The organism is Sphaerochaeta sp. (genome assembly GCA_022482495.1).
Classification (GTDB): Bacteria; Spirochaetota; Spirochaetia; order Sphaerochaetales; family Sphaerochaetaceae; genus RUG023.
Genome location: JAKVPA010000013.1, coordinates 1 through 26,322 on the forward strand (window position 1 = coordinate 1; position 26,322 = coordinate 26,322).

The window sequence follows — 26,322 nt, forward strand, 5'->3', positions numbered from 1 at the left end:
CACGCGCTCTAACCACCTGAGCTACAGTCCCCTTGACAGTCTATAAGAGAAGAGAAGAAAAGTTTTGTGGAAACCTGAGGAATTGCCGGACTCTCACCGGCTGTACTACGTACGTCAGTCTCCGCCTTCGGGTGTGAGGCCCTCCGGCGCCCTTTCTTTCCAGAAAGGAGGTGATCCAGCCGCACCTTCCGGTACGGCTACCTTGTTACGACTTCACCCCCCTCACCGGACACACCTTCGGAACCGGCCCCCTTGCGGTTGGCCAGGCGACTTCGGGTGCCCCCGACTCGGATGGTGTGACGGGCGGTGTGTACAAGGCCCGGGAACGTATTCACCGCGCCATGCTGATGCGCGATTACTAGCGATTCCAACTTCGTGGGGTCGGGTTGCAGACCCCAGTCCGTACTGTGACCGGCTTTCTGCGGTTCGCTCGGCCTTTTGGCTCCGCTGCGCTCTGTACCGGCCATTGTAGCACGTGTGTGGCCCAGGACATAAGGGCCGTGATGACTTGACGTCGTCCCCGCCTTCCTCCGGCTTGTCGCCGGCGGTCCCGCCAGAGTGCCCAGCTTTCCTGGTGGCAACTGGCGGCAGGGGTTGCGCTCGTTGCGGGACTTAACCCAACACTTCACAGCACGAGCTGACGACAGCCATGCAGCACCTGTGCGCCGGCCCCGAAGGGCGGAGGCCTCGCAGCCCCCTCCCGGCGCATGTCAAGCCCTGGTAAGGTTCCTCGCGTATCATCGAATTAAACCACATGCTCCACCGCTTGTGCGGGCCCCCGTCAATTCCTTTGAGTTTCACCCTTGCGGGCATACTCCCCAGGCGGTGCACTTACTGCGTTCGCTCCGGTACCGGGGGTCAGCCCCCCGCCACCTGGTGCACATCGTTTACTGTGCGGACTACCAGGGTATCTAAACCTGTTCGCTCCCCGCACCTTCGCGCCTCAGCGTCAGTCCATGGCCCGGCCCACGCCTTCGCCATTGGTGTTCTTCCCGATATCTACAGATTTCACCCCTACACCGGGAATTCCTGAACCGCTTCCTGGACTCCAGCCGCGGAGTCCCCGGCGACCCCCACAGGTTGGGCCTGTGGATTTCACGCCGGGCTCCCGCAGCCGCCTGCGCGCCCTTTACGCCCAATGATTCCGAACAACGCTCGCCCCCTACGTGTTACCGCGGCTGCTGGCACGTAGTTAGCCGGGGCTTATTCCCGTGGTCACGTCACCCCGCACCCATTCCCTGGCACGGCTCTTCACCCCACGGAAAAGGACTTTACAACCTCACGGCCTCCATCGTCCACGCGGCGTCGCTCCGTCAGGCTTTCGCCCATTGCGGAAGATCCTTAGCTGCTGCCTCCCGTAGGAGTCTGGGCCGTTCTCAGTCCCAATGTGGCCGTCCACCCTCTCAGGCCGGCTACCCGTCGTCGCCACGGTGGGCCTTCACCCCGCCGTCTAGCTGATGGGACGCAGACCCGTCCCCCGGCGCCGCCGCAGCGGCTTTCCCCCGGAGCGCCTTCGCTCCCCGGGTCGTATCCGGTATTATCCGCAGTTTCCCGCGGCTATCCCCGTCCGGAGGGTCGGTTGTCCACGCGTTACTCACCCGTCCGCCGCTCTCGCCGCATCGCTGCGGCTGCCGCCCGACTTGCATGCTTAAGACGCGCCGCCAGCGTTCGTTCTGAGCCAGGATCGAACTCTCCGTCATTGAAACCCGGCGCAGCCCTCGCGGGCACGCCGGAAATCTCTGCTTCAAATCCTCCCCAGTCCCTCAAACAAACACCAACGTTCTCTACTCGATCCCGTTTTCTGTTCGTATCTGAATTGACAAGGAAGCCCTCAAGCTTCCACATCACCAACTGGACCAACGACCTTTCGGCAATCGTCCAGTCAATTTTTTACTTCTCTTCTCTTCACTTATAAACTGTCAAAAACCCATCGCTCATCAACTTGGTTTTTTGAGCGTGCCCAAATAACATAGCCAAAACTCTTGAAACATGTCAAGGGGGAATTCTTCTTTTTTTTCTTATCTCTGGCGGCTTACAGCGCCCAAAGCTCGGCTTTCGTCGTGGAGATGGCGCAGGCGCCCCCATCCAACGCCCGGAGAATGTCCGTTTTGTTCCGGATCAACCCTCCTGCGACCAATGGCACATCCGTCATCTCATGAAGCTCATGGATAATGGTTGTAGCCACACCGGGCATGATTTCCAGAAAATCGGGCCGGCAGGTGGCAAGGTGCTGGGTGACAGTGGCGAACGCCATGCTGTCGATCATGAAGGTGCGCTCTCCTGCGATCAAGCCCAGTTCCTTTGCCCTCCGGACCATTTGCTGCTTGGTGCTGATGATTCCATCCGCCTTGGTGTGGCGGCGGATGAATTCCGCCCCGACCGGATCCTTGCCGGCCAGCCCCGCCACCAGATCTGTGTGGACGATGGCGATCTTCCCCCGAGCCTTGACCTGGTCCACGATGGCGTCAATCGTGCAGATCGAGCCGTACAGGATGAACACCATCATGCACTCGCTTTCCAGCGCTTTCTGCAGAAGCTCTTCGGATTTCACCGCCGCGATGATCGGCGACTGTTCGAACAGATCCTTGATGCCACGCACATCCATGCTTAGGTTCCGCCTTTATCCACCCAACTTTCCCGTTGCGGGAGCACGGAGACATGGCTTTTGTCATCCAACCGGACCCGAACGGTTCCATTGTACAACGTATGGTAGAATGTAGCTCCATACTTCACGTAATCACGATACACGTCCATGCTTCCCATGACATCGTTCATCGCCACGACCACCTGGGGATGCACCGTTTTGATCCACTTGCGTTGGTTGGACGTATCGATCCCATGATGGTTCGCCTTGGCTACAACGCTCTTCAACGCATCCCCATAGAGATCCAACACCTCGCGTTCCGCAGAGCGGTAAAGATCCCCGCAGAGCAACACGGTGCTCGTCCCATATGTCAGACGCAACGCAATGGAATGGTCATTGATGAACTGGGTGGCGTTCATGGGATATCCCTTCGGATAGGATATCTTTTCTCCCTCAGGCCACAGCACCTCAACCTTCACCGCATCACCCAGCATGAACGAATCCCCTTTCGCCACTACCTGGACCGGGAGATTGTGCGTCTTGATCGCAGCATCGAACGCCCGGGTGTACTGGGTATCGTACGCCAACGCGGACCGATACACCGTTCCGATTTCATACGTGTCAGCCACCTCAGGGAACGCACCCAGATGATCAATATGCGGATGGGTGTTGAGGAAGATGTCAATCCGCTTCAAGCCCAGCGCGTCCATCACCCGGCGTACATCCTTACCCGAATCAGGATGGCCGCAATCGACCATCATCACCTTCCCATCCGGACTGATGATGATGGTGCAATCCCCGCTCTTGTCCTTGCTGCCTTCCGGAACATCCAGATCCACGAAGTACAATGTGAGGTTTCCCGCATTCGACGAGCGGTCCACCACCTCGGCGAATTGGTCAGCACGGTCCGCGGCGAACAGGGAGAACGCCGCCACCAGCATGAGAAGGATCGCAACAACCTTCCGTTTCATTTCGCTCCATCCAGATACTGTCGGCACACCGTGCAGTAGTTGGAAATCACCCCGTCAACACCCCAGGCTGCAAGTTGTTCAAGCGGCCCCATGGCGTCAACCGTCCATACATTCATCTTTACGTGATGGGCCTTCAACTCAGCCACCGCTGCATCAGTGAGCGCCTCATAACTAGGATGATAGTACTCAAATCCATATTTCTCACAGTAATAGCCCGCATTGACGATCCCCTGTTTGCCAATCAGAGCGCCGACGGGAATCTGTGGCGCGAGCCGCTTCGTCTCCACCAACGAAAGATGGTTGAACGACGAGAACATCACCCGGTCCATCAATCCATATTTGTCCAAAATCCCGATGGTCTTCCGCTCAATCTCCGGGTAGTAGACCAATCCGGTCTTCAGCTCGATGTTGGTGGTGATGTGGGCATGGGACGCCCATTCACAGTATTCCTCAAACGAAGGGATGTGCTGGACGGGATAGTCACCCGGCCGGATCCGGGAAGCATCCAGCTTTTCCAGCTCTTTGAACGTATATTCCCGAACCGGTCCGGTTCCATCCGTCGTCCGATCAACCTGCTCGTCATGAATGACGACGACCGTACCGTCCTTGGTCAATTGGACATCCAGTTCGATCTCATCGGCTTTGGCCTCTTCCGCCATCCGGAACGCCACCATGGTATTCTCCGGATATTTCCCACTATATCCACGATGTGCAACGACGTGCATCTGACTGCCTCCTCATTTCATTGCAGCTTTACTGTACCCGGAAAGCATGTACTTTTGGAATATGAAAAACAAGATTACCACCGGGAGGATCGCCATGACCGCGCCCGCCATGATCTCATGATTGTTCATCGTCCCCTGGCCGGCAAACGTCTCCCGCAACTTGGCCAATCCGACCGTAAGCACACGATGGGATTCCTCTTTGGCGATGATTTTCGGCCAGAAATAGCTGTTCCAACCGGAAGTGAAGGTGACCAACGTGACGGTGAACAACGTCGAGCTGCACATCGGCACCAAAATCTTGGTGATGATCCCCACCTTCCCAACCCGTCGATCTTCGCCGCATCGATGTAACTGTCATCAATAGAGAGGAATGTCTGCCGAAGCATGAAGATGTAGTATGGACTGACCGCTTCCGGAAGGATCAATCCCAGATAGGTGTCTGTCAGCCCCCAATGGGCGAACATCACGTAGATGGGGATGAACGTCACCTGCAACGGAATCATCAGGGCTCCGAGCACCACCAAGAACAATGTGTTCTTTCCCCGGAAATTTCCTTTGGAGAAGCCATATGCCGCGAACACCCCGGTGACGATCTGGCAGACCAAAATACCTGCGGTCATGATGATCGTATTCATGTAATACTTTGCGAACTTCACTTTCCGAAGCACGTTGGCATAATTCTCAAAATGGAATTCCTTCGGCCAGAACGTCGGCTTGAGAAGCAACACCTCATCCTGGCTTTTCACGGAAGTGATCAGCATCCAGTAAATCGGAAAAAACGCGATCACCGTGACGGCAATGGCCAACAACCACTGCACCACGCTGATGATCCGTTTTCTTCGTACCGCACGCTCGTTCCGTTCTGTCATGGTCAATGATGAATTACGCATCTTTCTTTCCTCACGTATCATAGTTCACCCTGCCATTGGAAAGCTTCATCGTGGAAGCGGTGATGATAAGGAGCAGGGCAAAGAATGCCAACGCCATGACGGCGGCACGATCCATGCGGAAATCCTCCATCGCATAGGAATAAATCTGGTAGACGAACACTTCCGTCGACCGGTTCGGCCCGCCGCCGGTCAGAATATCCACGCTCTGGAACACCTTCATCGAGGAGATGAACGTGGTGACGAACAGGAACAACGTCGTCGGACTGAGCATGGGGAGGGTGATGTGTCGGAGTTTCACCCAATAGGACGCCCCATCAAGATCTGCTGCTTCGTAATAGTCCGATGGGATGCTCCGCATCGCTGCAAGATAGACGATCATCCCGTATCCGATGGCCCGCCAGCCGGTCAGCATCAGCACGGAAATCATCGCCCACCCCGGCTTTCCCAGCCAATCGATCCGTTTCCCGCCAAGTCGACTAATGAAGTAGTTCAACACCCCGTTGTCCGTATTGAGAATCCACAGGAAAATGACGGCCGCCGAGCTCATGGCGACATACTTCGGCATGAACACGATGGCACGAAGCGCCCCGAAGCCACGATGCATCGTGTTGAAGATCAACGCCAGCAGCAATCCTCCGAGCAAGGTAATTGCAAGTTCTCCACCGGAATAGATGAACGTCACTTTCAGGGAATTGAGCAGATATTTTTTCCCTGACCCGTTGAACAACCATTTCCAATTCTTGAGACCTACATACTCGTAATGATCGTTCAGCAGGTTCCAGTTGGTGAAACTGATCTGTATCAGCTTCACAATGGGAAAATAGGTGAACAACAGAATCAAAACCAGCGCTGGTACCGTGCACCCGAAATCCTGCAGATGGTCAAGCGTGCGCGGTTTGATGCCTTTGAACGCCATGAAACGATGCCTCCTCATATCCAATGAGGGCACCAGAACGGTGCCCTCATATTGATCTTCAAACCTAATCTTCCAGAACCTCGTTGATCTCCTCAGCCATCTGAGGAATCCCTTTGTTGATGTCCTGGCCATTGTTGTAGAACTCGGAAAGATAATTCATCCAAATCTTGGCCAACTGGTTCCAGTTTTTGTTCTGGATACGGGGATAAATGTTGTCAAGGTTGTCGAAAATCGCCTTGAACGCCGGTTTCCTGGCAAGGAAATCCTTCCCTTCCTGCGTCTCAAGCACCGACTTGCGGGTCGGCATGTATCCGGTCCCTTCCGCCCACTTCATGTTGATGTCCTTGCTGCACAGATAGGAAAGGAACTGCCAAGCAGCATTCTTTGTCTGCTGGTCGTTCTTCGCCGGAATCAAGAGTACGCATCCGCCGATCTCCTGCTTCCGGGTATCCGTCGCAGGCAACCAAGCCATTCCAACCTCAAAGTCCTTACACTTGTCCACATAGGTGTTGTACAGGCTGGTGGTGTGAATGACGGAGAACGCTTTCTTGTCGATGAACGTCTGCCGCATGATGGAAGAGGCGTCCTTGCCCACGGCGAAATAGGCATATCCGTTGTTGATCCAGTCCCCGATCGCCTTGGTGGTCTCAACAGACGCTTTTCCATCAAGATCGGTGGAAATTCCATCAGGATTGACGATGTTCACGCCATTGTTCAGGAAGAATGTCTCGAAATACCACTGATCCCATCCAGGGATGATCGTCCCCCACACCTTCGTCGTGCCATCCGCATTGAACTCGGACACCTTGGCGAGGAACTCCTTCATATCCTTGAACTGTGTGGGGATCTCCACGCCTTTGGCCTTGGCCATGTCCTTGTTGTAATACAAGATCTGAGTAGAGATGAGGAACGGCAGGGAAACCTGCTTGCCATCATACGCCGCGGCTTGAATCATGCCTTCTCCGAAATCATGAATATCAAAACCGGTCGCCTGGATGTACGGAGTGAGATCCTCACACAAACCGGAAGCGCCATACTGGGCGACGTACGGCGTGTTTGCGACGACCAGCGCGGGAAGTCCGGTACCCGCAACCTGTGCGGCTACCAACGTCTCGTTCACCGTGGAATAACTGCCGATGTATTCGGCCTTCACCTTGATCTTGTCCTGGCTGTTGTTGAAATCGTTGACGATCTCATCCACCAGACCGGAATACTGGTTCTCCAACGCATGCCACCACGTTATCTCAATCGGAGCTGTTACGGCGTATTTTGACGGATCAATTTTCGGAGTCTCGGTCGTTACCGGAACACTCTGCGTTGCTGGAGCCTCCTTTGCCCCCCCTGCGAATACACCGGAGACGCACCACAGCGTCACAAAAAGGGCACATAAAAGCCCACTCCCCCTCTTTTTCATAGCTTCCTCCTTAAGAAATTAAGCAAACATAACTAATAATTGGTTGATATCTTCAGATTTCAAATATGAGCCTAAAGCAGATTCATCCTATTGTCAAATTTTTTTCAGTTTTCCTTGCGTTTCCAAGTTAAATACGCTTAATAATTATGCTATGAAACACGCACAATGTACCTTACAGGATATCGCAACCCGGGTTGGTTGCTCAGCCGCAGCCGTCTCCATGATTCTTGCCGGAAAACAGCATGGCCGGTTTTCCCGGGAAACGATCCAGAAGGTGTATCTGACCGCAAAGGAGATGGGATATCAGGCGAAACATCGTCTTCCGTCAGAGGGCATCATCATGATCATCTGCCCTTCGGTGATCAATCCCTACTATGCGACGCTCCTTCAAGGCATGGAAGCGGAGGCGGAGCACAACGGGTACAACACCATCATCTTCACCACCTACTGGTCATTGAAACGGGAACAGAAAGCGCTCCAGATGAGCGCAAGCCCCCAGGTGCTGGGCATCATTTTCGCCATGGCGCCCCAGCAACCCGACATGGTGCGGGAAGTGGCGAAAACCACCCCGGTAGTGACGGTCAGCGACCGGCAGAGCCACTACGGCCTGGATTCCGTGGAGGTGGACAACTACGACGCGGGCTATCGGATCGGCTCCTATCTGATCCAGCTTGGGCACCAGCACGTCTGTTATCTTTCCACCTCACTGAACACCCAGCACAGTTCCCGAGTCCTGCGCTACCAAGGGCTGGTGGACAGTTACGCCAACCTGCAGCCCCAGGGATCCGTCTCCGTCCTGTCACAAGAAGTGGAATCATCACAGGAACTCGCCACGGTGGAAATTGAATACCAGGTCGGCAGAATGCTCGCGAAACGGTGCATCGCCACGCTTCCCAAGGTGACGGCCATGGTCGCCATCAACGATATGATCGCCTATGGCGTCATGGATGAAACGCTGGAGGAAGGCTTCCGCATCCCACAGGATTACAGCGTCTCCGGCTTTGATGACATCTACCCGTCCCAGTTCCACAATGTGGCGCTGACCACCATCGACCATCACATCAACCAACGGGGGCACCGGGCGTTCTCCCTGATGCAAGCGAAACTGGAACACCGTCAGGAACCCGCTTCCTTCACCCATGTGGAGTTCACTAACTTCCTGGTGGTACGGGCGACGACGGCACCTCCACGAACGATCGGGACTTGAGAATCATCACGCGACACTGAGAGCGATCCATGAAACATTATTCAAGGATGCGGGGAAAAATCCATTGGGATTGTATTCACTTAAGATACGAGCCTATCTCCCCCAGATCAGTGAAGATGCCGTCCGGTTTGGTCTTTGACGCGGCCACCGTGCCCATATCCGATTCCCCGGAGAGCACCAGCAGCCCGACGGCCCCGTTGTCCACCCCGGTGGCCACGTCGGTGTAGATCCGGTCGCCGACGAACGCGATCTCCTCACGCTTCCATCCGGTGCGACGGATGATCATATCCACCGTCTCACGATGAGGCTTGCCGGTGACAAGCGGCTCTTTTCCCCCGGTGGACAGGGAGATCAAGGCGCAGAACGAACCGACATCCGGAATGAAGCCGCCTTCCACCGGACAGTTGATGTCCAGGTGGGTGGCCAGAAACAGCGCGCCGCCCCGGATCAAATCACACGCCCTCACCAGCTTGGCGTAGGTCAGTGTCGTGTCGAATCCGATGACGACAATGTTGGCGTTCTGTGAAAGTGGGATACCCCCTTGGCGGAAACTCTCCTCCAGCGCAGGCGTCCCGACCAGATAGACCGGCTCGCCAAGATGGTGTTCGTTCAGCCAGGCAATCATCACATCCCCGCTGGTCATGATCTGATCCTTTGAAATCCTGCATCCCATCCGCCCAAGCTTGTCCAGATACACCTCCGGACTCTTGGAGGAGTTGTTGGTGAAGAACAGGTAGTCACGCCCCGTCTCCTCCACCTTCCTGAGAAACTCCAGGCTGTGGGGAAGAATGGTATCCCCCAGATAGAAAGTGCCGTCCAGGTCCAGGACAAAATGCCGGCACCGGGACAGGAGGTCAGCTTTTTCCTGCATGGATGTTCCTCGTCGCCACCACGTCAATACCGGTGCCCAACACATCATGGATCACCACATCCCCGATACGCACCGGAGCGTGCATCCTCACCTTGTGGATGGCGTCCATTACCGGGAAGATCATCTTTTTGGGTACATCCGACTTGGTTTTGACGGACACCATCGCCATGTCCCCGCCATCCACCGGAACGGAACTGGTCACGATCCGCCTCGGATTGGTCGCTTCCTTGTGGGCGTAGACATCCCCCGTCCTGCAGGAATTGCCGGTGACGGAGAGTACTTCCCCGGTCTTCTCATCCATTTCCACCACCAGATTGCAACCCATCGGACAACCGATGCAGATGAATTCTTTCTTGCTCATCTCACGCCTCCTCCGTCTTCACCGTAACGGATGTGATGCCCGGATACCCGGTGAAACTCTTCTTCTGCAGGATCACCTGCTCCATCTCACCCGGGGCAAGCACCTTCTTCTTCAGATGCATCACCCGCGTGCCGTCATAGTATACGGATACGTACCGGCCTTTGTACACATCGCCCACCCGGAAGCGCACCGTCACCAAGTCAGCCATGTGGGAAACATCCAGGGACTGCGGGACGGTGTACCGCACTCCGTCGGTGGCCACGATGGGGATCTCCTGTTTGATCTGTGCTCCGCTTGCCACATACCGGGCGGCGCTCCGACCGGCCAACGCCGCCTCTTCGGAGACGTAATCCACCAGATCATGGACATGCAGCACGTTGCCGCAGGCGAAAATGCCATCCTGGCTGGTCTGAAGCATATCATCCACCACCGGACCGTTGGTCACCCGGTTGATGGCAACCCCTGCGCCACGGGACAGTTCGTTCTCCGGGATCAGGCCGACGGACAGCAGGAGCGTGTCACAGTCGTAGTGTTCCTCCGTCCCAGGGATCGGCTTGCGATGCTCGTCCACCTTGGCCAGCGTCACCCCGGTGATCCGCTCCTTGCCCTGGATGTCCACCACCGTGTGGGAAAGCTTCAACGGGATGCCGTAGTCGTCCAGGCACTGGACGATGTTCCGCTTCAGGCCACCGGAGAACGGCATCAACTCGGCGACCACCTTCACCTTGGCGCCTTCCAGCGTCATGCGCCGCGCCATGATCAGGCCGATGTCACCGCTGCCCAGGATCACCACACGGGAACCAACCTTGCAGCCTTCGATGTTCATCAGCCGCTGGGCCGTACCGGCGCTGTAGATGCCCGCCGGCCGGTAGCCCGGGATGTTCAGCGCGCCCCGGGGCCGCTCGCGGCATCCCATCGCCAAAATGATCGCCTTGGCGCTGATGGTAACCACGCCCTCCTCCCGGTTGATGTACGTCACCTGGTGCGGCTGGACATCCAGCACCATCGTGTCCACCAGAGCGGGGATGTGCCGTTTTGTGACCATGTCAATGTATCGCTGGGCGTACTCCGGTCCGGTCAACTCCTCCTTGAACGCGTGCAGTCCGAATCCGTTGTGGATGCACTGGTTGAGGATACCCCCCAGCTGATGGTTCCGCTCTACGATCAAGATGTCCTGGATTCCAGCGTCTCGTGCCGCCACGGCAGCGGACAATCCGGCCGGGCCTCCTCCGATCACCACGATGTCATGCGCGTTCATCATGATCCCCCCTGAGCAGTTCCGAACCCTTCTGGTTCTTGCAGACCGACTCCATCCGCATCTTCCTCTTCTCACAGAGCAGTTCCATGGTGCGCGGCGTGCAGAACCCTGCCTGGCACCGGCCCATCCCCGCTCTGGTCCTCCGTTTGATGCCATCCATGCTGACCGCACCCAGCGGCCGGGTGATGGCGTCGATGATCTCTCCTTCGGAGACCTGTTCGCACCGGCAGACGATCGTTCCGTACTCCGGATGTTCCTTGATCAGCTTGGTCCGCTCCTGAGGATCCATATCCCTGGTGCGGAGCATACCCTTGCGTGTGGCGATGAAGTCCTTCTTCTCCGACGCGCCTGCAGCTTGCGCGACCATCTTCGCCACCTCCTCCCCGATGGCGGGGCTGCAGGACAGGCCGGGGCTTTCGATGCCGGCGGCGTCAAAGAACCCCGGAGCCCCGGAGGCCTCGCCGATGACGAAGTCCCCTCCCTCTTCATGGGCGCGGAGTCCGGAGAAGCTGGTGATCACCTTGCGCATCGGAATCTCCTTGACCGGACAGCGATCCCATTTTCGCCACTTCGGCAAGATCGTCTGCATAGGTGGCCGTATTCTCCCTGTCCTCCACCACTTTGCTGGTCGGACCAACCATCAGGTTGCCATGGACCGTCGGAGTGACCAACACCCCTTTGCCCGCAGCGGTCGGCAACTGGAAGATTGTATGGGAGACGTAATCCCCCACCTCTTTGTCAAACAGCAGGTAGTTTCCCCTGCGGGCGATGATCTGTATCGGCGTGTCACTGACCATGTTGTGGAACGAGGTCAGCGTACACCCCGGCGGCATTGACCACAAAACGGCTGGTCATGGACGACCCGTCGGCAAACGAGAGTTCGTATCCTCCCTGGGTTTTGCGCACCGCATCCACCGCGGCATTGAAACGGAACTCCACCCCGTTGGCATAGGCGTTCTCGGCAAACGCGATGGTGATGCCGAACGGACAGACGATGCCGCTGGTCGGGCAGTACAACGCGCCGCAGACGGCGTCACTCAGGTTGGGTTCCAGCGCCCGGGCTTCATCCCCGGAAAGCAGCTGCATCCGCTCCACCCCGTTGGCAAGCCCCCGCTCGTACAGCGCCTTGAGTTTGGGCAGCCCCTCGGGGTCGAAGCAGACCACCATCGCGCCGTTCTGCCGGTAGTCGAAATCCAGTTCGCGGGAAAGGGCAGGCATCATGGCGCTGCCCCAGATGTTCAGCTTCGCTTTCAGCGTACCAGGTTCCGGATCATAGCCGGCATGGACGATGCCACTGTTCGCCTTGGACGTGCCGCTGCACACGTCCTCCCCTTTTTCCACCAGACAGACGGACAACGCGTACCGGGAAAGGCTCCGCGCGATGGAGCACCCCGTCACGCCCCCTCCGATCACCACCACATCATACTGCATGCATGACACCTCCAGACGCATAAAAAAAGAGCAAGGTATCCCCAGGAAACTCCTGTACCTTACTCTTTATCTCTCAGGTTTCTTGCTAAATTGTACGGACAGCATACCACCCCTCAGGGTGGCTGTCCACAAAAATCACCGGGTCATCCGTGAAAGGCTGCCATCTTTATGGATTTTTGACACATACACCACAAACGAGAACAGGCTGGCGGCGGCACAAAGCACAAACACCACGGTCAGGGCGATGAAGTAGCCGGGAAGCCAGGATGCGCCCGGCATCCAGCTGAGGAACGCCAGATACAGAATACCCAGCACACCGCTTGCCGCGTAGGTGACCGTCTTCGCCTTGCCGAACATGTTGGCCGGCATCACCTTGCCCTGGGAGATCATCAACATCCGGATGAACAGGATGGAGAACTCCCGGTACATGATGATGACAAACACCCAGCTGGGCATGATGTCCGCCATCATGAAGCAGACGAAATAGGTCAGATGGGCCAGCGTGTCGCCAAACGGATCCATCACCTTGCCCAAGTCAGTGACCAGATGACGCTTCCGGGCGATCTTCCCATCCAACAGGTCGGTCAGCTCGATGACGCAGAACAGCACCAGGCACAGAATGGTGGAGAGGTCCGTAGCCCCTTGCCCGATCCAGAAGCGCAGGTTGAACACAATGAAAAACACCGGCGACAGGACCAGTCGCACCACGGTGAGCTTGTTGGGTAATGTCATTTCCACTTCCTCCCGGGGCGAGATGCGCCCCGGTGTCGTTTCGCAATCTGGTTCTTAAGCATACACCACCGTACATCCCATGTCCAGAAACAGCTTACCAGGAAGTGTGGTACTTATCCGTCAGGTAGCGGACGTAGGCGCCGGCATCCAACGAGGCGCCGGTGACCTTTTTGAGCAACGCTTTGGGAGGATACAGCAACCCCTGGGAATACACCTTCTCCCTCAGCCAGGAGACAATCGGGAAAAGATCACCACGGGCAAGCAGGTGGTCGGTATCCAAATCCTTCCGGAGCGTCTCCCAGATCTGCGCGCCGTACAGGTTTCCCAGCGCGTAGGTGGGGAAGTATCCGATCTCCCCGCTGGCCCAGTGGACGTCCTGCAGGCACCCCAGCCGGTCGTCGGTGATCTCCAACCCCAACAGGTCACGGGAAGCTTCGTTCCATGCCTGGGGGATGTCCGGAACGGCAAGCGTTCCTGCGATCAACTGCTTTTCCAGACGGTAGCGCAGCATGATGTGCAGCGAATAACTCACCTCGTCGGCGTTGGTGCGGATCGGCGTGCGCTCCACCTTGTTCACCGCATGGTAAAACTCCGCCAAGGTGACGTCTCCCACCTGTTCGGGGAACGTGTCCCGGAACAACGGGAAGTAATGCATCCAGAACGGCAGGCTCCGGCCGATGATGTTCTCCCACAGCCGGGACTGGGATTCATGCATGCCGTACGAGGCGCCGCCGGCAAGGCTGGTTCCCTTCAGCCGTCCCTGGGAGGCGGTCTGCTCGTAGATGGCATGTCCGCACTCATGGACGGACGAGAAGAAGCTGTCCATCACCGAGGGATCGGTGTACCGGGTGGTCACCCGCACATCATCCTCCCCCAGGGCGGAAGTGAACGGATGGGTGGAGACACCCCTGAGCCCCGGGTGAAATCAAAGCCCATGTCGGTCATCACCCGTTGGGCGAACTGATCCTGCAGGTCAATGGGATATGGCTGGCGGAGGAACGCGTCATCAACCTTCTGGGCGGAACGCTCATCGACCAGCGAGACCAGAATCGGACGGAGGGCATCAAACAGCGGATCAACCTCTCTGGTGGTCATCCCTTCTTCGTACATATCCAGGAGTGCGTCGTACCGCCCCGTCTTTCCACCGCTGAGCAGGGACGCCTGCTCACGGGTCAAGGAAACGAGCTCTTCCAGGGCCGGGACGAACGACGCGAAATCGTTGTCCTTCCTGGCTTGGAGCCATACCACATACCCTGTGGTTTTGGCTCGTGACAATCTTCCCACCAAATCCTCGGGGAGCGCTTTGCCCAATCGATAGGAACGGGAACGGACCCTCACCAGAGCGGCGGCAAAAGGATCGTCCTCCTTCCCTTCCAACCGGGAAAGGACCTCCCCCATCACCTCTGAGCTCTCCCGCCGATGGATCTCCCGCTGGAGGAATTCCATCTGTCTGCCCCGCTCATCACTCTCCGCCGCCGGCATGTACAGCTCGGAATCCCACTCCATCACCGCGGCGATATGCTCCAGCATGGTGATCTCGCGATCCATCGTTTCCAACCGTCCCAACGCCTGTTCCCTGGTCATCTACTCCTCCTGAAAAACAAAAATCCTGCCCGAACCACATCCGGGCAGGATTGGAACGAAACGGTTGCTTACAACTGTTCCTTGGAATCAACCTTGGCGCGCACTTCCTTCAGGAAGTCCGCCACAGCCAGGCCGTTGGCCTGCTTGCCGTTCCGGTAGCGCACCGAGACCTGCTTGTCATCCATCTCACGCTGGCCGACGATCACCATGTAAGGAATCTTCAGGTTCTGGGCGTTGCGGATCTTCATGTTCATCCGGTCATCGGAGAGATCGGAGGAAACACGGAAGCCGGCGTCCTTGCACTGCTTCTCCACTTCCTTGGCGTAGTCGTCGTACTTGTCGCTGACCGGAATGATCTTGATCTGCTCCGGAGAGAGCCAGGGCGGGAACGCTCCGGCGTACGTCTCAAGCAACACGCCGAAGAACCGTTCGATGGATCCCAGCAGGGCGCGATGGATCATGTACGGCTGTTTCTCCTTGCCATCCTTGTCCACGTAGGTCATGTGGAACCGCTCCGGCAGGTTGAAGTCAAACTGCACGGTGGAGAGCTGCCACTCACGACCGATGGCGTCCTTGACCTTCAGGTCGATCTTCGGCCCGTAGAAGGCTCCGCCGCCCTCGTCGACATCGTAGTTCAGCCCTTCCTTCTCAATGGCTTTGCGCAGCGACTCCGTCGCGGCGTCCCATTTCTCCTTGGCGCCGACGGACTTGTCCTTCGGCTTGGTGGACAGGTAGGCGTGGAATTCGTTGAAGCCAAAGCTCTTCAGCATGTGCAGGCTGAAGCGCAGCACTTCGATGATCTCACCTTCCATCTGCTCTTCCGTGCAGAAGATATGGGCGTCGTCCTGGGTGAATCCACGCACACGGAACAGGCCGTTCAACGCGCCGGACTGCTCATAGCGGTACACCGTGCCGAGCTCCGCCCATCTGCAGGGAAGATCCCGGTAGCTCTTCGGACTGTTCATGTAGATCATGATGTGGAACGGGCAGTTCATCGGCTTGACGTAGTAATCCGCCTTGTCCATCACCATCGGGGGATACATGTTCTCCTTGTAGAACCCAAGGTGACCGCTGGTCTCCCACAGCCAGGACTTGCCGACATGCGGCGTATAGACCATCTCGTATCCGTTCTTGTAGTGCTCCTGTCTCCAGAAGTCCTCGATGACCTCGCGGACACGCGCCCCCATCGGATGCCAGTACACCAGACCGGGACCGGCTTCCTCATGTAGGCTGAACAGATCCAGATCCTTGCCCAACTTGCGATGGTCACGCTTTGCGATCTCCGCAAGGTGGTCCAGGTACAGTCTGAGCTCCTTGGCGTTGTTCCAGGCCGTCCCGTAGATACGGGTCAGCATCTGGTTGTGCTCATCCCCTCTCCAGTAGGCTCCGGCGATCTTCATCAGTTTGAACGCGTCGGCATGAAGTTCCTTGGTGGAAGCGACATGCGGTCCCCTGCACAGGTCGGTGAATCCGCCCTGGTTGTAGATGGAGACCGTCTCCCCCTCGGGGATGGCGTCAAGGAGTTCCAGCTTGTACTTCTGGTCCTTGAACATCTCCCTGGCTTCCTCGCGGGAAACCTCTTTGCGGACGAACGGTTTGTTCTGGGCGATGATTTTCTTCATCCGCTCGGTGATCTCGTCCAGATCCTTGTTCTCCAGCGGTCTGGGCAGTTCAAAATCATAGTAGAACCCATCCTCGATCGCCGGTCCGATGGCGATCTGCGCCGATGGGAACATCTCGAGCACCGCTTCCGCCATGACGTGACTCATGCTGTGCCGGATACGCGCCAATTTCTCCTCTTGGGGAGTCTGCGGTTTATTCGTTGCCATATTTCCTCCAAAATCTCTCTCTTCCAATCCTAAAAAAAAGAAGCCTTCATGCCTTCGCCTTCCGGCTACGGCCTTAAGTCCCGTATGCCCGGCAAGGACGAAAGCATCAAGGCTTCCGCGGTTCCACCCTGCTTCCTTTCCCCACATGAGGAAAGACGCTCATTGCAGCGTATCTCGAACGCCACCCGGCCCCATTTACTTGGTTTTCCGTTCAAGGGGCGGCTCAAAAGGGGTTTTCATCGGAACGTCTTCCGGTCCCTTTCACCCGAGAGGACCTTCTCTACGAAGCCGGCATCCGACTACTCGTCTTTCTCAACGCCTGTAACAAGAATGGTACGGAAGAGGAAAATAGTCAAGTCAAGCGAACAGTTTGGAGACCAACACCCCGGCGCAGGCGGCAAGCGCCGCGGCATCCTCTGTGGTGAACCGTCCCACCGTTCCGCTGTCGATATCCAGCACGCCCACCACCCGGTCATCCTGCACCACGGGAACGACCAGTTCGCTCTGGGACGCGGGATCGCAGGCGATGTGCCCGGGAAAGCGGTGCACATCAGGGACGACCACCGTCCGTTTTTCCTGGGCGGCGGTTCCGCACACGCCCCGGCCGAACGGGATACGGCCGCAGGCGACCTTTCCCTGGAACGGTCCCAGCACCAGGTTTTCCCCACTCTGGTCCGTCAGATAAAAGCCCACCCAACTGACATCCTCCAGCTGGTGGTACAGCAGGGCGCTGGCGTTGGAGAGTCCGCTGAAGCGAAGCAACATGCTGCCATCCCAGGCTTCCACCAAGGATGACAGCATCGACACAAGACCGTCACTCATTTGGACATCGACTTCACCGGAGTGGCGGCCTTCTCCCCGCCGCGGAGCTTCATGGCCACGGCAGGCTTGACCACCGTTCCGGGACCGGCGATGCATCCGCCTTCGCAGCACATCACCTCGACGATATCGGCGTCCGGAGCGTGCTTCTCCCATATCTTCATCAACGTGTAGGCCTTCTTGTCCACACCGTTGACGGGCAGCACCTTCGGAGCGGGACCGTCGTAGCGGCGCATCACGCTGTTGGCCACCCCATGGGTGATGGCGAACTCGCGGCAATCCTCGAAGGACGAGGTGTCGCCAAGATCGGCCTTGGCCATCTCACGGACGTCGATTCCCTTGGCCATGAACATGCAGGCCAGCTCGCTGAAGGTGATGACGCCATCCACGTTGGGGTCGCGCGCCGCCTCGATCTTCTTGGCAAGGCATGGTCCGACGAACACCGTGTAGTTGCCGGGATCCTCTTTCTTGCAGATCTCCCCGGTGTAGCCCATCGGGGTTTTGGCGTCGCTGCGTTTGTCCTTCAGGTACGGCAGCAGCTTGTTGCCGATCTCAAGGTAGGCGGGACAGCAGGAAGTGGTCATCCACCCCAGTCCTTCCGCCTTCCGTTTGGAGAGCTCCTTCGCCTCATGCTGGGCGGTGGTCTCCGCACCGCGGGACACCTCCACCACTTTGGAGAAGCCCACCTGGAGCAACGCTTGTTTGATCTGCGAAAGCGTACCGGGGAACTGTCCTTCGATGGCGGGAGCGATCATCGCCGTCACCGGCTTGCCGCTCTTCAGCATCTTCAGCACCGGGAAGATCCCGGAGCGTTCCACGATGGCCCCAAACGGGCAGCTCATGGCGCACCGGCCGCAACTGATGCACTTCTTGTGGTCGATCTCCACGAACCCAGCGTCGTTCTTCTTCACCGCACCGACCGGACAGGCATCCTCACAGGGGACGGGAATGTGGATGATGGCGTGGAATGGGCACACCTCCATGCACTTGCCGCAACGGACGCACCGATCTTCCTGGATGTGGGCCTGGCCGTTGATGAAGTTCACCGCGTCCCGCGGGCAGTTGGCGATGCAGGGACGTGCGAAACAACCACGGCAGGAATCGCTGACCCGGTACTGGTTGGGCGGGCACCCCGAACACCCCGTGCTGATCGTCGTCAATGACGGTGCCGGCGGCTGGTCTTCGGCCATCACTTCCTTGACATACTCGGTCAACGGTTTCATCTCATCGTCAAACCGTTCGATGTCGATGCCAAGAAACGCCATGATCCGATAGCGGATCATCGCCCGTTCCTTGTAGATGCAGCACCGGTTGGGAATGCGGTCCTTGGGGATGATGACGAACGGGATCTTGTCGGCGTCCTTTTCCAGCGTCCCGGCGAAAAACTGCTTCAGCACTTCCGTCTGCACACGCCGCTTCATCAACGTATATTGGTTGTTCAGTTCAAGCATTCACGGCCTCCGCGAGCAGTTTGCAGAACCTCTCCTGCGTCACCCCGCCGTAGACTTTTCCATTGATCGAAATGAATGGGGGTTTGTCCTCGGCTTTGGTCGCGTCGCAGGTCTTCTTGCATGATTGGAGGCAGGAAGCCCCTTCGATCTCACAGCCTGCCAGCACGTTCGGGTCCAGAAAATCGTTGTACAGGAGCAGGTCAGCCCCTCCCTGGACGAAACATGCCGTCCCTACGCAGATCCTCACCACTACTTTCTCTTTCTTGTCCATATTGGCTCCATCCTCCACTCACATGTATTCCAATGAGGTTTCCTTCAGATAATGCTCTTCCAGAACCTTCCTCAATCTCGCGATCATTGTTCTTCGGATCCCGATCTCCGCCGGAATATTGGGATCCTGGTGCGCCTCGTTGATCTTGGTGCCGACGATGAAGTGCACCTGGTCGCTGTCCAGCAGAATGTGGACGAACCGTCGCACCGCGTCATCCGGCAACATCGCCTCCGGCGTCTTCTCCTCCAGCACCTTGACCACCTTGCTCAGCGTCAGCATCCCCTCGGTGACCAGGTCAATGCCGTCCATCGACGAGAACGGCGGCACATCCTTGGACCAGTGCACCATGTCCACGTGGATCGGGGAGCCGAACAGACGGCTGACGATCAAGGCGGTGGTGCCACCGGCGACGATCTTCCTGCCGTTGAACGAGCGGATCTTCTCCCCCAGCGCGGCGTCGTTGTCCTTGGTGAACGGGGGTCCGGTGACCACCAGGGTACGGCGGGGACTCCGGACATACACCACCGAACAGGTGATGTCGTCCTTGCTGCACAGCCCATCCAGCGAATAGGCGTGCTGGACGATCGCCCGGGACAGCTCATGGCTGGAGATGTCCGGATCACGCTCAATGCACGCCTTGGCGAACTGCCGCACGCCATCCAGACGCCATCCCAACGGCATCGTCGAACCCATGCCGCTTTGGGTGACGCCATCACTGAACATCACCAGCCGGTCCCCGTTCTTCATGGAAAACTCGGAACGTTTCAGGATCTCCTGCTTGAACGCCCCGGGACGCTTCAGATCGATCAAATCACGGTTCCAGGAAATCTCCTGGCTGCCGGAGAACCGCAGCACCGGAGGGTTGTCGTACTCCACCAGCGACATGCTGATGTCCTTCATCGACGGGTAGCGGATGTCGACGATGGTGAACGTGGCGTAGCTGATCTTCCGCTCCTTGCAGACGGGAAGCGTGTTCATGATGATCCGGGCGCTGTGGGTCAGATCCATGTCGCTGAACGACAGCTTGTGGGCCATGTGAGCCGTCAGTGAGGCGAGGACGTTTGCCTTCACCCCACTGCCCAGTCCATCACTCAACGTGGCGACGATCTGATTGCTGTCCGGATTTTTGGACAGCAGAAACACGTCCCCGCCGATTTCCTGGTCGTGTTTGTATATCTGATCATAATCCACGTCGATGAAGATATCGTTCATGTCAGGTCCTGCTGGTCGTCCTTGGCGAACCCGTTCTCATCATCCTTCTCCGTCGGAGGAACCTTGAACGCGTCGATCAGACTGTTCAGCATGATCTCCGTATCCGCGGCGTTCTCCCCCAAAAGGCTTGCGATCTGCTGGACGGTGGAAAGGCTCTTCTGGATGACATCCTCCGCCTTCTTCACCACCGTCTCACGGCGGACCGTCGGGCTGGTCACGTCCTCGAACAGCGCGCCGACCAGATGCTGGCTGTCCACGTTGAAGAACGTCACCCGAAGGAACTTGTCCTTGTAGTGCAACCGGTACTGGTTGGTCTTCCCCTGGGAGGAGAACTGGTCATGGAACTTCTCGTAGAACGGCACGAAACGGTCCAGAGGAAGCCCTTTGACCAGGTTCAGCGCCTGGGCATCCACCTCGAATCCAATGTCCCCGAACAGCATCAGGAAGCCGGCGTTGCAGTCATGGATGCGCAGCTGGTCGTCCACCATGACCACCCCCATCGGGATGGTGCGCAGCAACACATCCACCTTGGACTGGGCTTCCTTGCGCATCTTGGTCACGCACATCTCCGGCTCGGCCATCCCGTCCAGGCAGGCGATGGCCATCTCACGGCAACTGTTGTAGCCGCATCCGCCACAGTTCAACTCATCACTCTTGTCGTTCTTCCCCAGCACGTGCAGCGCCTTCTGGATCTCCGCTTCCGTATGACGGCTGGCGAACGGCTTGTATACGGAAAGGTCCTCTTTCTCCCGGATCGGCTTCAGCGCACCATATCCTTCGGCGCAGAGGTACGCGACGAAATCCTCCGGAGGGACGAACGTCCCTTCCTCACGGATCCGCTTTGCGGTGTACCGGGAAGCGCTGCCCTTGCGGTCGGCGGGGGAGCACCCTTTTGCCGTTCCCGGCCCGTTGATGCACCCGCCTTCACAGCAGAGGAGCTCCAAGAACGACTGGGCGCCCGGCCCATCCGGACTCTTCAGGTTCTTCAGCGTGCCGATGATCGGCTCGGTGCCACTGATGGCAACCGCATGGGTCTGGAACGGATCACTCCCCCAGACCAGGCTGGCGATCATCCCGCCTTCCACCGGATAGAACGAAGAAGCCCCCGCCTTGCAAGGGATGAACGCCGGAACGTCGTGGTCATCCACCTCGTCCAACGAGATGTTCTCTGCGGCAAGCCACTGGCGGTATTCGTCAAACGTCAGGGAAAAATCGGGATATCCGGGATACTCGTCCGCCTCCACCTTCTTGGCGATGCACGGACCGATGAACACCACGCCGATGTCATCCCCGTACAGGTGGCGGAGGTAGGCGCAGTGGCACTCCAGCGGAGACGGCACCGGGGCGAGGTTTTCCTTCAGCTCGGGAAAATACTTCTTCACCAACGCGACGACGGAGGAGCACGCCGTGCTGATCTTCGGGCAGGAACCTCCGTGCTGGCGGGCATACTCCTCGATGGTGGCGTTGACCAACGCAGCTCCCAAGGAGGTCTCGCTGACGGCGGAGAAGCCCAGTTTGAGCAGCGAGCAGAGGAATTTGCCCTCTTTGCCGCTGAACTCGGAGGCGAAGGAGGGAGCGACGGACGCGATGACCCGCTTCTTCGTTTTCATGAACTGGCGTACCCGGGCGACATCGCTGCGCACCTTCTTGGCATGGGCGGGACAGGTGTCCACGCAACGGCCACAGTAGATGCACCGGTCCTTGACCACCACGGCGGAGGCATCCTTCACCTGGATTGCCTTCACCGGACAGTTGCGGACGCACTTGTAGCAGTCACGACACTCCGTGATCTCCGTGTAGATGGGATAGATCATGTTCCGTTCCCCTTCGCCTTCTTCTGGAGCGCCGTTTCGATGAGATCCTCCATCACATCGGCCTTCACTCCGTGGTACTGGACGCCATCAATGGTGACATTCGGTCCGATGGAACAGGCATTGTCGCACAAATGCCCAACCAATCTGACCTTGTCCTCCAGATGATGCTCCTTGATGTACGCCTCCAACATGGACAACGCCTGGGAATTGCCCCGTGCGAAACACGAACTCCCAAGACACAACTCCACCGTAATCGCTTCCATACCTTTTCCTTTTGTTCATCTCCAAGGTATCCCTTTTTCCGCAACCCGTCAATAAAGGTGAAGTGTTGTTATGCAGATGATGGAAGTTATTTCCGTTTATCAGAAAAATAAACCATAAATATGTGAATATGGTAATATTATTAAACAATCAATTCTTATTATTGAGAAACTTTTCCCGGTTCATGTTCAGCTCCCAAAGCGTCTTTGCCGAGAAGTCTTGCCTGAACCCGTCTGATCGTCTCCAACGACGTGGATGTACCGGAGGCCAGCCCCACCGTGGCGTAGCCGCGCATCTGGTCGGTCACCTCCGATTCGTTCTCGATGTGCCATACCGGTTTGCCGGTGGATGCGGCGATATGGGCGAGCATCGCCGTATTGGCGCTGTTCTTTCCGCCGACCACGATGACGGCGTCACATTGCCTGGCAAGCCGCAGAACGGCATTCCGCCGTTTGATCGGGCTGGCGCACACTTTGTTTGCGCTGAAGAACTGATAGCCCGCATCCCCCATCGCGCGGATGATCGTCTCGTATGTGGAAACCTCGAATGTCGTCTGGACAAACACTGCGTAGGATTTGTCTTTGGGAAGGGAGGAAAGATCCGAAACGGACGAAATGACCGTCACCGGGGCGCCATCCACATGGCACATCGACCGCACCTCGTCATGCTCCTTCTCCCCGATGACAAGAATCGCATGGCTGGCGGCAAGTTCCTTGATCCGTTCCAGGTTGTGCAGGACGATCGGACAGGTGGCGTCGCACAGTGTGAACCCGGCATCCAGAAAGCGCCTCTTCACATCATCCCCCACCCCATGGGCCCGGATCACCACCGTGCCAGGAGGAACATCTTCCGGGGAGGTGATGACCTTCAACCCCTTCTCCTCCAGCCTGGAACACACCTCCTGGTTGTGGATCAACTGCCCCAGGCTGTACACCGGTCCGGGAGCGTCACGAAGGCATGCCTGGGCAAGCCGGAGGGCCCGGTCTACGCCGCCGCAGTAGGTGATGACATCTGAAAGGATCACACGCATGACCCAAGTATACACCAATACGAAAAAACCGCCAAAGGATACCCTCTGGCGGCTTGCAACCACAGAAACCAAAAATCACTTCGCAGCGGCCTTGGCTTCCTTGTGCTTTTTCTGGGAAGCGGTGATCCAGTTGAGGAACACCGGAGCGAGGAAGTTGGAACTGTACGTTCCGACCACCACGCCGAAGATCATGTTGATGGCGAACAGCTTGATGTCTCCGCTTGCCAGAATGGCCAACGGAAGGACGGCCAGCACGGTGGTCACCGAGCTGAACATCGTCCGGCTCATGCTCTGCGTCACCGACTGGTCGATCAAGCTGTCGAACGCGGCGTCCTTTTCCAGCTTCACGTTCTCACGGACACGGTCGAAAATGACGATTGTGTTGTTCAGCGAGTATCCGATGATGGTCAACAGCGCGGCGACCGTCGTGCTGGAGAACTCAAAGCGAAGCAGGCTGATGAATCCGAGCAGCATGAACACATCGTGGAACAACGCCAGGATGGAACTGACCGCATAGGCGAAACGGAACCGGATCCAAATGTAAACCAAAATCAGCGCCAGCGCCACAATGATGGAAAGGATCGAGCCCTTCAACAGGGAGGAGCTGAACTTCGGTCCGACGTAATCGCTCTGCAGGACGACCAGGTTCTGCGCACCGAATGCGTTTCCCAACGCAGTGCTGATCGCTTCCTCCATCGAAGCCTGGGTGTCCCCTTCCTTGATGCCGACACGGATCTGGAAGATCTGGTCAGCGGCAGCGCCGACCGTCTGGATCTTCACGTTGCCCAGCGACTCCAAAGCCTTGCGGACCTCGTCGATCGTCACCGTACCACCGTTCGCGAAATTCAGCACGGTCCCCTTCTCACTCAGCGTGGCAGGGAATCCGTATCCGGAAAGGATGTTGGCTGTCTTCAGCGAACCATCCACCGTGGTCACCGTTACTCCGGAGATCTTTGCCAGACCGGCAGCGACATCAGCCACCGTCGGATAGGTCACAGGATCGAAGACGTAGTTCTGCACGCCTTCCTCACCACGCACTTCCACCGTGATGGAGGAAGAGGAGATGGAAAGCGTAGCGCTCTCTGCCCCGGTGTACGTGACGGTCATGCCGGTCGGAGCAAGCTGCACCCGTTCGCCAAGACCACTTTCGAAGTCAATGCCCCGGTTGAATCCACCATAGGCAATGAAGCTGATGATTCCCACCAGGAGCAGCACACAGGCCAGCGCCACGGAATACCAGCGGAACTTGATGACAGGAATATTTTTCTTAAACATTTTGGTCCTTCCTCCAGCCGATGTGCAGCTTTGCGTTCTTTCTGTCCGTCACCGCCGCATCCATGATCAGATGGGAGACGAACAGCGCGGTGAACAGCGAACTGACAATACCGATGGCCAACGTGTTGGCGAATCCCTTCACCGCGGAAGACCCGAGGGAGGAAAGCACCAACGCGGCGATGATCGTCGTGATATTGGAGTCCATGATGGTCCAGAACGCCTTTCCATAGCCTGCCTGTACGGCTGCCTGGGGGCTCTTCTTCTGGCGGAGTTCTTCTTTGATACGTTCGTTGATGATCACGTTTGCGTCCAGCCGCCATGCCGAGGGTCAGCACCAGACCGGCAACGGAGGAGAGCGTGACGGTGAAGTTGAACGCCGACAACACGCTTACCATGATGATCAAGTTGAAGAGCAAGGCGAGATCCGCCACCAACCCGGTGACGTTGTAGTAGGCGAACATGAACACCATCACCAGAATCAGACCGATCAACAACGCCTTGAAGCCTTGGCTGACGGAATCTTCTCCCAGCGTTGCGCCGACGCTCTGCTGGTTGGCGACGGTCAGCTGGATGGGAAGCGCGGCGGTCTTCAGCACGATGGCCAAATCATTGGCTTCCTTCTGGCCGAATCCGCTGATCTGCACGCTGGCGCGGATCGGTTCGTTGATCGTCGCGATCGACTTGACGTTTCCGTCCATCACAACGGCCAGGGACTTGCCCACATTGGTCGAAGTGAGTTTGTAGAACAAATCACCACCCGTGGTGTCCAGCTGGAAGTTGACCACCGGTTTTCCGGTGATGCCATCCGTCGAGGTGGTGGCGCTTTCCAGATGCTCGCCATCCAACCCGATCTCTTCGTCCAGCACGACGAAGCTCTTCAGCTCGTCGATGCCGTACTCATCATTCTCATAGTATCCCGTGGCGACCTTGCCGGCAGGCAGGAAAGACGGTTGCTTGATGGCGCCCGTCGCCGTGTACACCTCGCTGGGATTCGCCTTGAAATACTCCTGAAGCTGGGTGGTCAGGTCGGTATCGACCATCTGGAACGTCAGGGAGCCTTTGCCGCGCAGGAACGAGTTGACCCGTTCCGGATCGGAAGCGCCAGGAATCTCGATCAAAATCTGGTCGGTGCCCTGCAACCGGATTTCCGGTTCGCTGACACCAAACTGGTTGATCCTGTTCTGCAGGATCTCGATGTCCTGGGAGACCAGATCAGTCACCTCGCTCGCCTTAGCCGGCGAACCTTTCTTGGCTTCGTACGCCTTCACGTCGGCATCCAGCAAAATGCTCATGCCTCCACGGAGGTCAAGTCCAAGCTGAAGCGCCCGGTTGGACAGCTTCTTGGCCGATACCAAACTGGTCCGATAGTTGGACTCGATGGTGTCGAACAGATCCTGTTCCGTATAGAAGCCCCGA

The 26,322-nt window shown here is 57.5% G+C and carries 22 protein-coding genes, 1 rRNA gene and 3 pseudogenes; 1 reads left to right on the plus strand and 25 read right to left on the minus strand.

Annotated elements, in window-relative coordinates; all coding sequences use genetic code 11:
- Positions 1–163: 163 nt before the first annotated feature.
- From LKE28_10830 to LKE28_10860, 7 genes are all read right to left on the minus strand, one after another.
- Positions 164–1,700: ribosomal RNA gene (locus LKE28_10830) — 16S ribosomal RNA — on the minus strand.
- A gap of 332 nt (positions 1,701–2,032) precedes the next feature.
- The gene (locus LKE28_10835) at positions 2,033–2,605 is read right to left on the minus strand and encodes a glycerol-3-phosphate responsive antiterminator (protein MCH3908695.1); all 573 of its coding nucleotides are present in this window, start codon (positions 2,603–2,605) and stop codon (positions 2,033–2,035) included.
- Positions 2,606–2,607: 2 nt separating this feature from the next.
- Positions 2,608–3,555, minus strand: a complete 948-nt coding sequence (locus tag LKE28_10840; GenBank protein MCH3908696.1) for an MBL fold metallo-hydrolase — start codon at positions 3,553–3,555, stop codon at positions 2,608–2,610.
- On the minus strand, positions 3,552–4,280 hold the full coding sequence (locus LKE28_10845) for a glycerophosphodiester phosphodiesterase (GenBank protein MCH3908697.1): 729 nt from the start codon (positions 4,278–4,280) through the stop codon (positions 3,552–3,554). The genes LKE28_10840 and LKE28_10845 overlap by 4 nt, the downstream gene beginning before the upstream one ends.
- Positions 4,281–4,405: 125 nt before the next feature.
- On the minus strand, positions 4,406–5,170 hold the full coding sequence (locus LKE28_10850) for a carbohydrate ABC transporter permease (protein MCH3908698.1): 765 nt from the start codon (positions 5,168–5,170) through the stop codon (positions 4,406–4,408).
- A gap of 10 nt (positions 5,171–5,180) precedes the next feature.
- Positions 5,181–6,086, minus strand: a complete 906-nt coding sequence (locus LKE28_10855; protein MCH3908699.1) for a sugar ABC transporter permease — start codon at positions 6,084–6,086, stop codon at positions 5,181–5,183.
- A gap of 64 nt (positions 6,087–6,150) precedes the next feature.
- Positions 6,151–7,500, minus strand: coding sequence for an ABC transporter substrate-binding protein (locus LKE28_10860; GenBank protein MCH3908700.1), 1,350 nt, complete (start codon positions 7,498–7,500; stop codon positions 6,151–6,153).
- Between the two features lie 151 nt (positions 7,501–7,651).
- Here LKE28_10860 and LKE28_10865 point away from each other — a divergent pair, with 151 nt between their 5' ends.
- On the plus strand, positions 7,652–8,707 hold the full coding sequence (locus LKE28_10865) for a LacI family transcriptional regulator (protein ID MCH3908701.1): 1,056 nt from the start codon (positions 7,652–7,654) through the stop codon (positions 8,705–8,707).
- A 76-nt stretch (positions 8,708–8,783) separates the two neighbouring features.
- Here the strand turns inward: LKE28_10865 and LKE28_10870 are convergent, their stop codons facing one another.
- The 18 genes and pseudogenes from LKE28_10870 to secD form a co-directional block, all read right to left on the minus strand.
- The gene (locus LKE28_10870; GenBank protein MCH3908702.1) at positions 8,784–9,578 is read right to left on the minus strand and encodes an HAD-IIA family hydrolase; all 795 of its coding nucleotides are present in this window, start codon (positions 9,576–9,578) and stop codon (positions 8,784–8,786) included.
- Positions 9,562–9,939: a DUF1667 domain-containing protein gene (locus LKE28_10875; GenBank protein MCH3908703.1), complete on the minus strand. Its 378-nt coding sequence runs from the start codon at positions 9,937–9,939 to the stop codon at positions 9,562–9,564. Before LKE28_10875 ends, LKE28_10870 begins: the two co-directional genes overlap by 17 nt.
- A gap of 1 nt (position 9,940) precedes the next feature.
- Positions 9,941–11,200, minus strand: a complete 1,260-nt coding sequence (locus tag LKE28_10880) for an NAD(P)/FAD-dependent oxidoreductase (protein ID MCH3908704.1) — start codon at positions 11,198–11,200, stop codon at positions 9,941–9,943.
- A complete protein-coding gene (locus LKE28_10885) occupies positions 11,184–11,726 on the minus strand; it encodes an FAD-dependent oxidoreductase (protein MCH3908705.1) in 543 nt (180 codons plus the stop codon). Before LKE28_10885 ends, LKE28_10880 begins: the two co-directional genes overlap by 17 nt.
- Positions 11,683–11,994 carry a hypothetical protein gene (locus LKE28_10890; GenBank protein MCH3908706.1) on the minus strand — a complete coding sequence of 104 codons (312 nt, stop codon included), beginning with the start codon at positions 11,992–11,994 and terminating at the stop codon, positions 11,683–11,685. The genes LKE28_10885 and LKE28_10890 overlap by 44 nt, the downstream gene beginning before the upstream one ends.
- On the minus strand, positions 11,984–12,628 hold the full coding sequence (locus LKE28_10895; GenBank protein ID MCH3908707.1) for an FAD-dependent oxidoreductase: 645 nt from the start codon (positions 12,626–12,628) through the stop codon (positions 11,984–11,986). Before LKE28_10895 ends, LKE28_10890 begins: the two co-directional genes overlap by 11 nt.
- 135 nt (positions 12,629–12,763) lie before the next feature.
- On the minus strand, positions 12,764–13,360 hold the full coding sequence (pgsA, locus tag LKE28_10900) for a CDP-diacylglycerol--glycerol-3-phosphate 3-phosphatidyltransferase (GenBank protein MCH3908708.1): 597 nt from the start codon (positions 13,358–13,360) through the stop codon (positions 12,764–12,766).
- Between the two features lie 94 nt (positions 13,361–13,454).
- Positions 13,455–14,866, minus strand: a pseudogene (locus LKE28_10905) (carboxypeptidase M32).
- A gap of 146 nt (positions 14,867–15,012) precedes the next feature.
- Positions 15,013–16,773: a threonine--tRNA ligase gene (thrS, locus tag LKE28_10910; protein ID MCH3908709.1), complete on the minus strand. Its 1,761-nt coding sequence runs from the start codon at positions 16,771–16,773 to the stop codon at positions 15,013–15,015.
- A 441-nt stretch (positions 16,774–17,214) separates the two neighbouring features.
- Positions 17,215–17,517, minus strand: a pseudogene (locus LKE28_10915) (GAF domain-containing protein).
- A 74-nt stretch (positions 17,518–17,591) separates the two neighbouring features.
- The gene (locus LKE28_10920) at positions 17,592–19,043 is read right to left on the minus strand and encodes a monomeric [FeFe] hydrogenase (GenBank protein ID MCH3908710.1); all 1,452 of its coding nucleotides are present in this window, start codon (positions 19,041–19,043) and stop codon (positions 17,592–17,594) included.
- Complete coding sequence (locus LKE28_10925) at positions 19,036–19,314, minus strand: NAD(P)H-dependent oxidoreductase subunit E (GenBank protein ID MCH3908711.1); 279 nt, start codon at positions 19,312–19,314, stop codon at positions 19,036–19,038. The genes LKE28_10920 and LKE28_10925 overlap by 8 nt, the downstream gene beginning before the upstream one ends.
- Positions 19,315–19,332: 18 nt before the next feature.
- On the minus strand, positions 19,333–20,526 hold the full coding sequence (locus LKE28_10930) for a serine/threonine-protein phosphatase (protein ID MCH3908712.1): 1,194 nt from the start codon (positions 20,524–20,526) through the stop codon (positions 19,333–19,335).
- Positions 20,523–22,340: a 4Fe-4S binding protein gene (locus LKE28_10935; protein MCH3908713.1), complete on the minus strand. Its 1,818-nt coding sequence runs from the start codon at positions 22,338–22,340 to the stop codon at positions 20,523–20,525. Before LKE28_10935 ends, LKE28_10930 begins: the two co-directional genes overlap by 4 nt.
- A complete protein-coding gene (locus tag LKE28_10940) occupies positions 22,337–22,603 on the minus strand; it encodes a (2Fe-2S) ferredoxin domain-containing protein (GenBank protein ID MCH3908714.1) in 267 nt (88 codons plus the stop codon). Before LKE28_10940 ends, LKE28_10935 begins: the two co-directional genes overlap by 4 nt.
- 158 nt (positions 22,604–22,761) lie before the next feature.
- Positions 22,762–23,631, minus strand: coding sequence for a 4-hydroxy-3-methylbut-2-enyl diphosphate reductase (gene ispH, locus LKE28_10945; protein ID MCH3908715.1), 870 nt, complete (start codon positions 23,629–23,631; stop codon positions 22,762–22,764).
- 75 nt (positions 23,632–23,706) lie between these two features.
- Positions 23,707–24,906 (minus strand): protein translocase subunit SecF, encoded by a 1,200-nt coding sequence (gene secF, locus LKE28_10950; GenBank protein ID MCH3908716.1) that lies wholly within the window; start codon positions 24,904–24,906, stop codon positions 23,707–23,709.
- A pseudogene (gene secD / locus LKE28_10955) lies at positions 24,899–26,198 on the minus strand (protein translocase subunit SecD). Before secD ends, secF begins: the two are co-directional and overlap by 8 nt.
- Positions 26,199–26,322 lie beyond the last annotated feature (124 nt).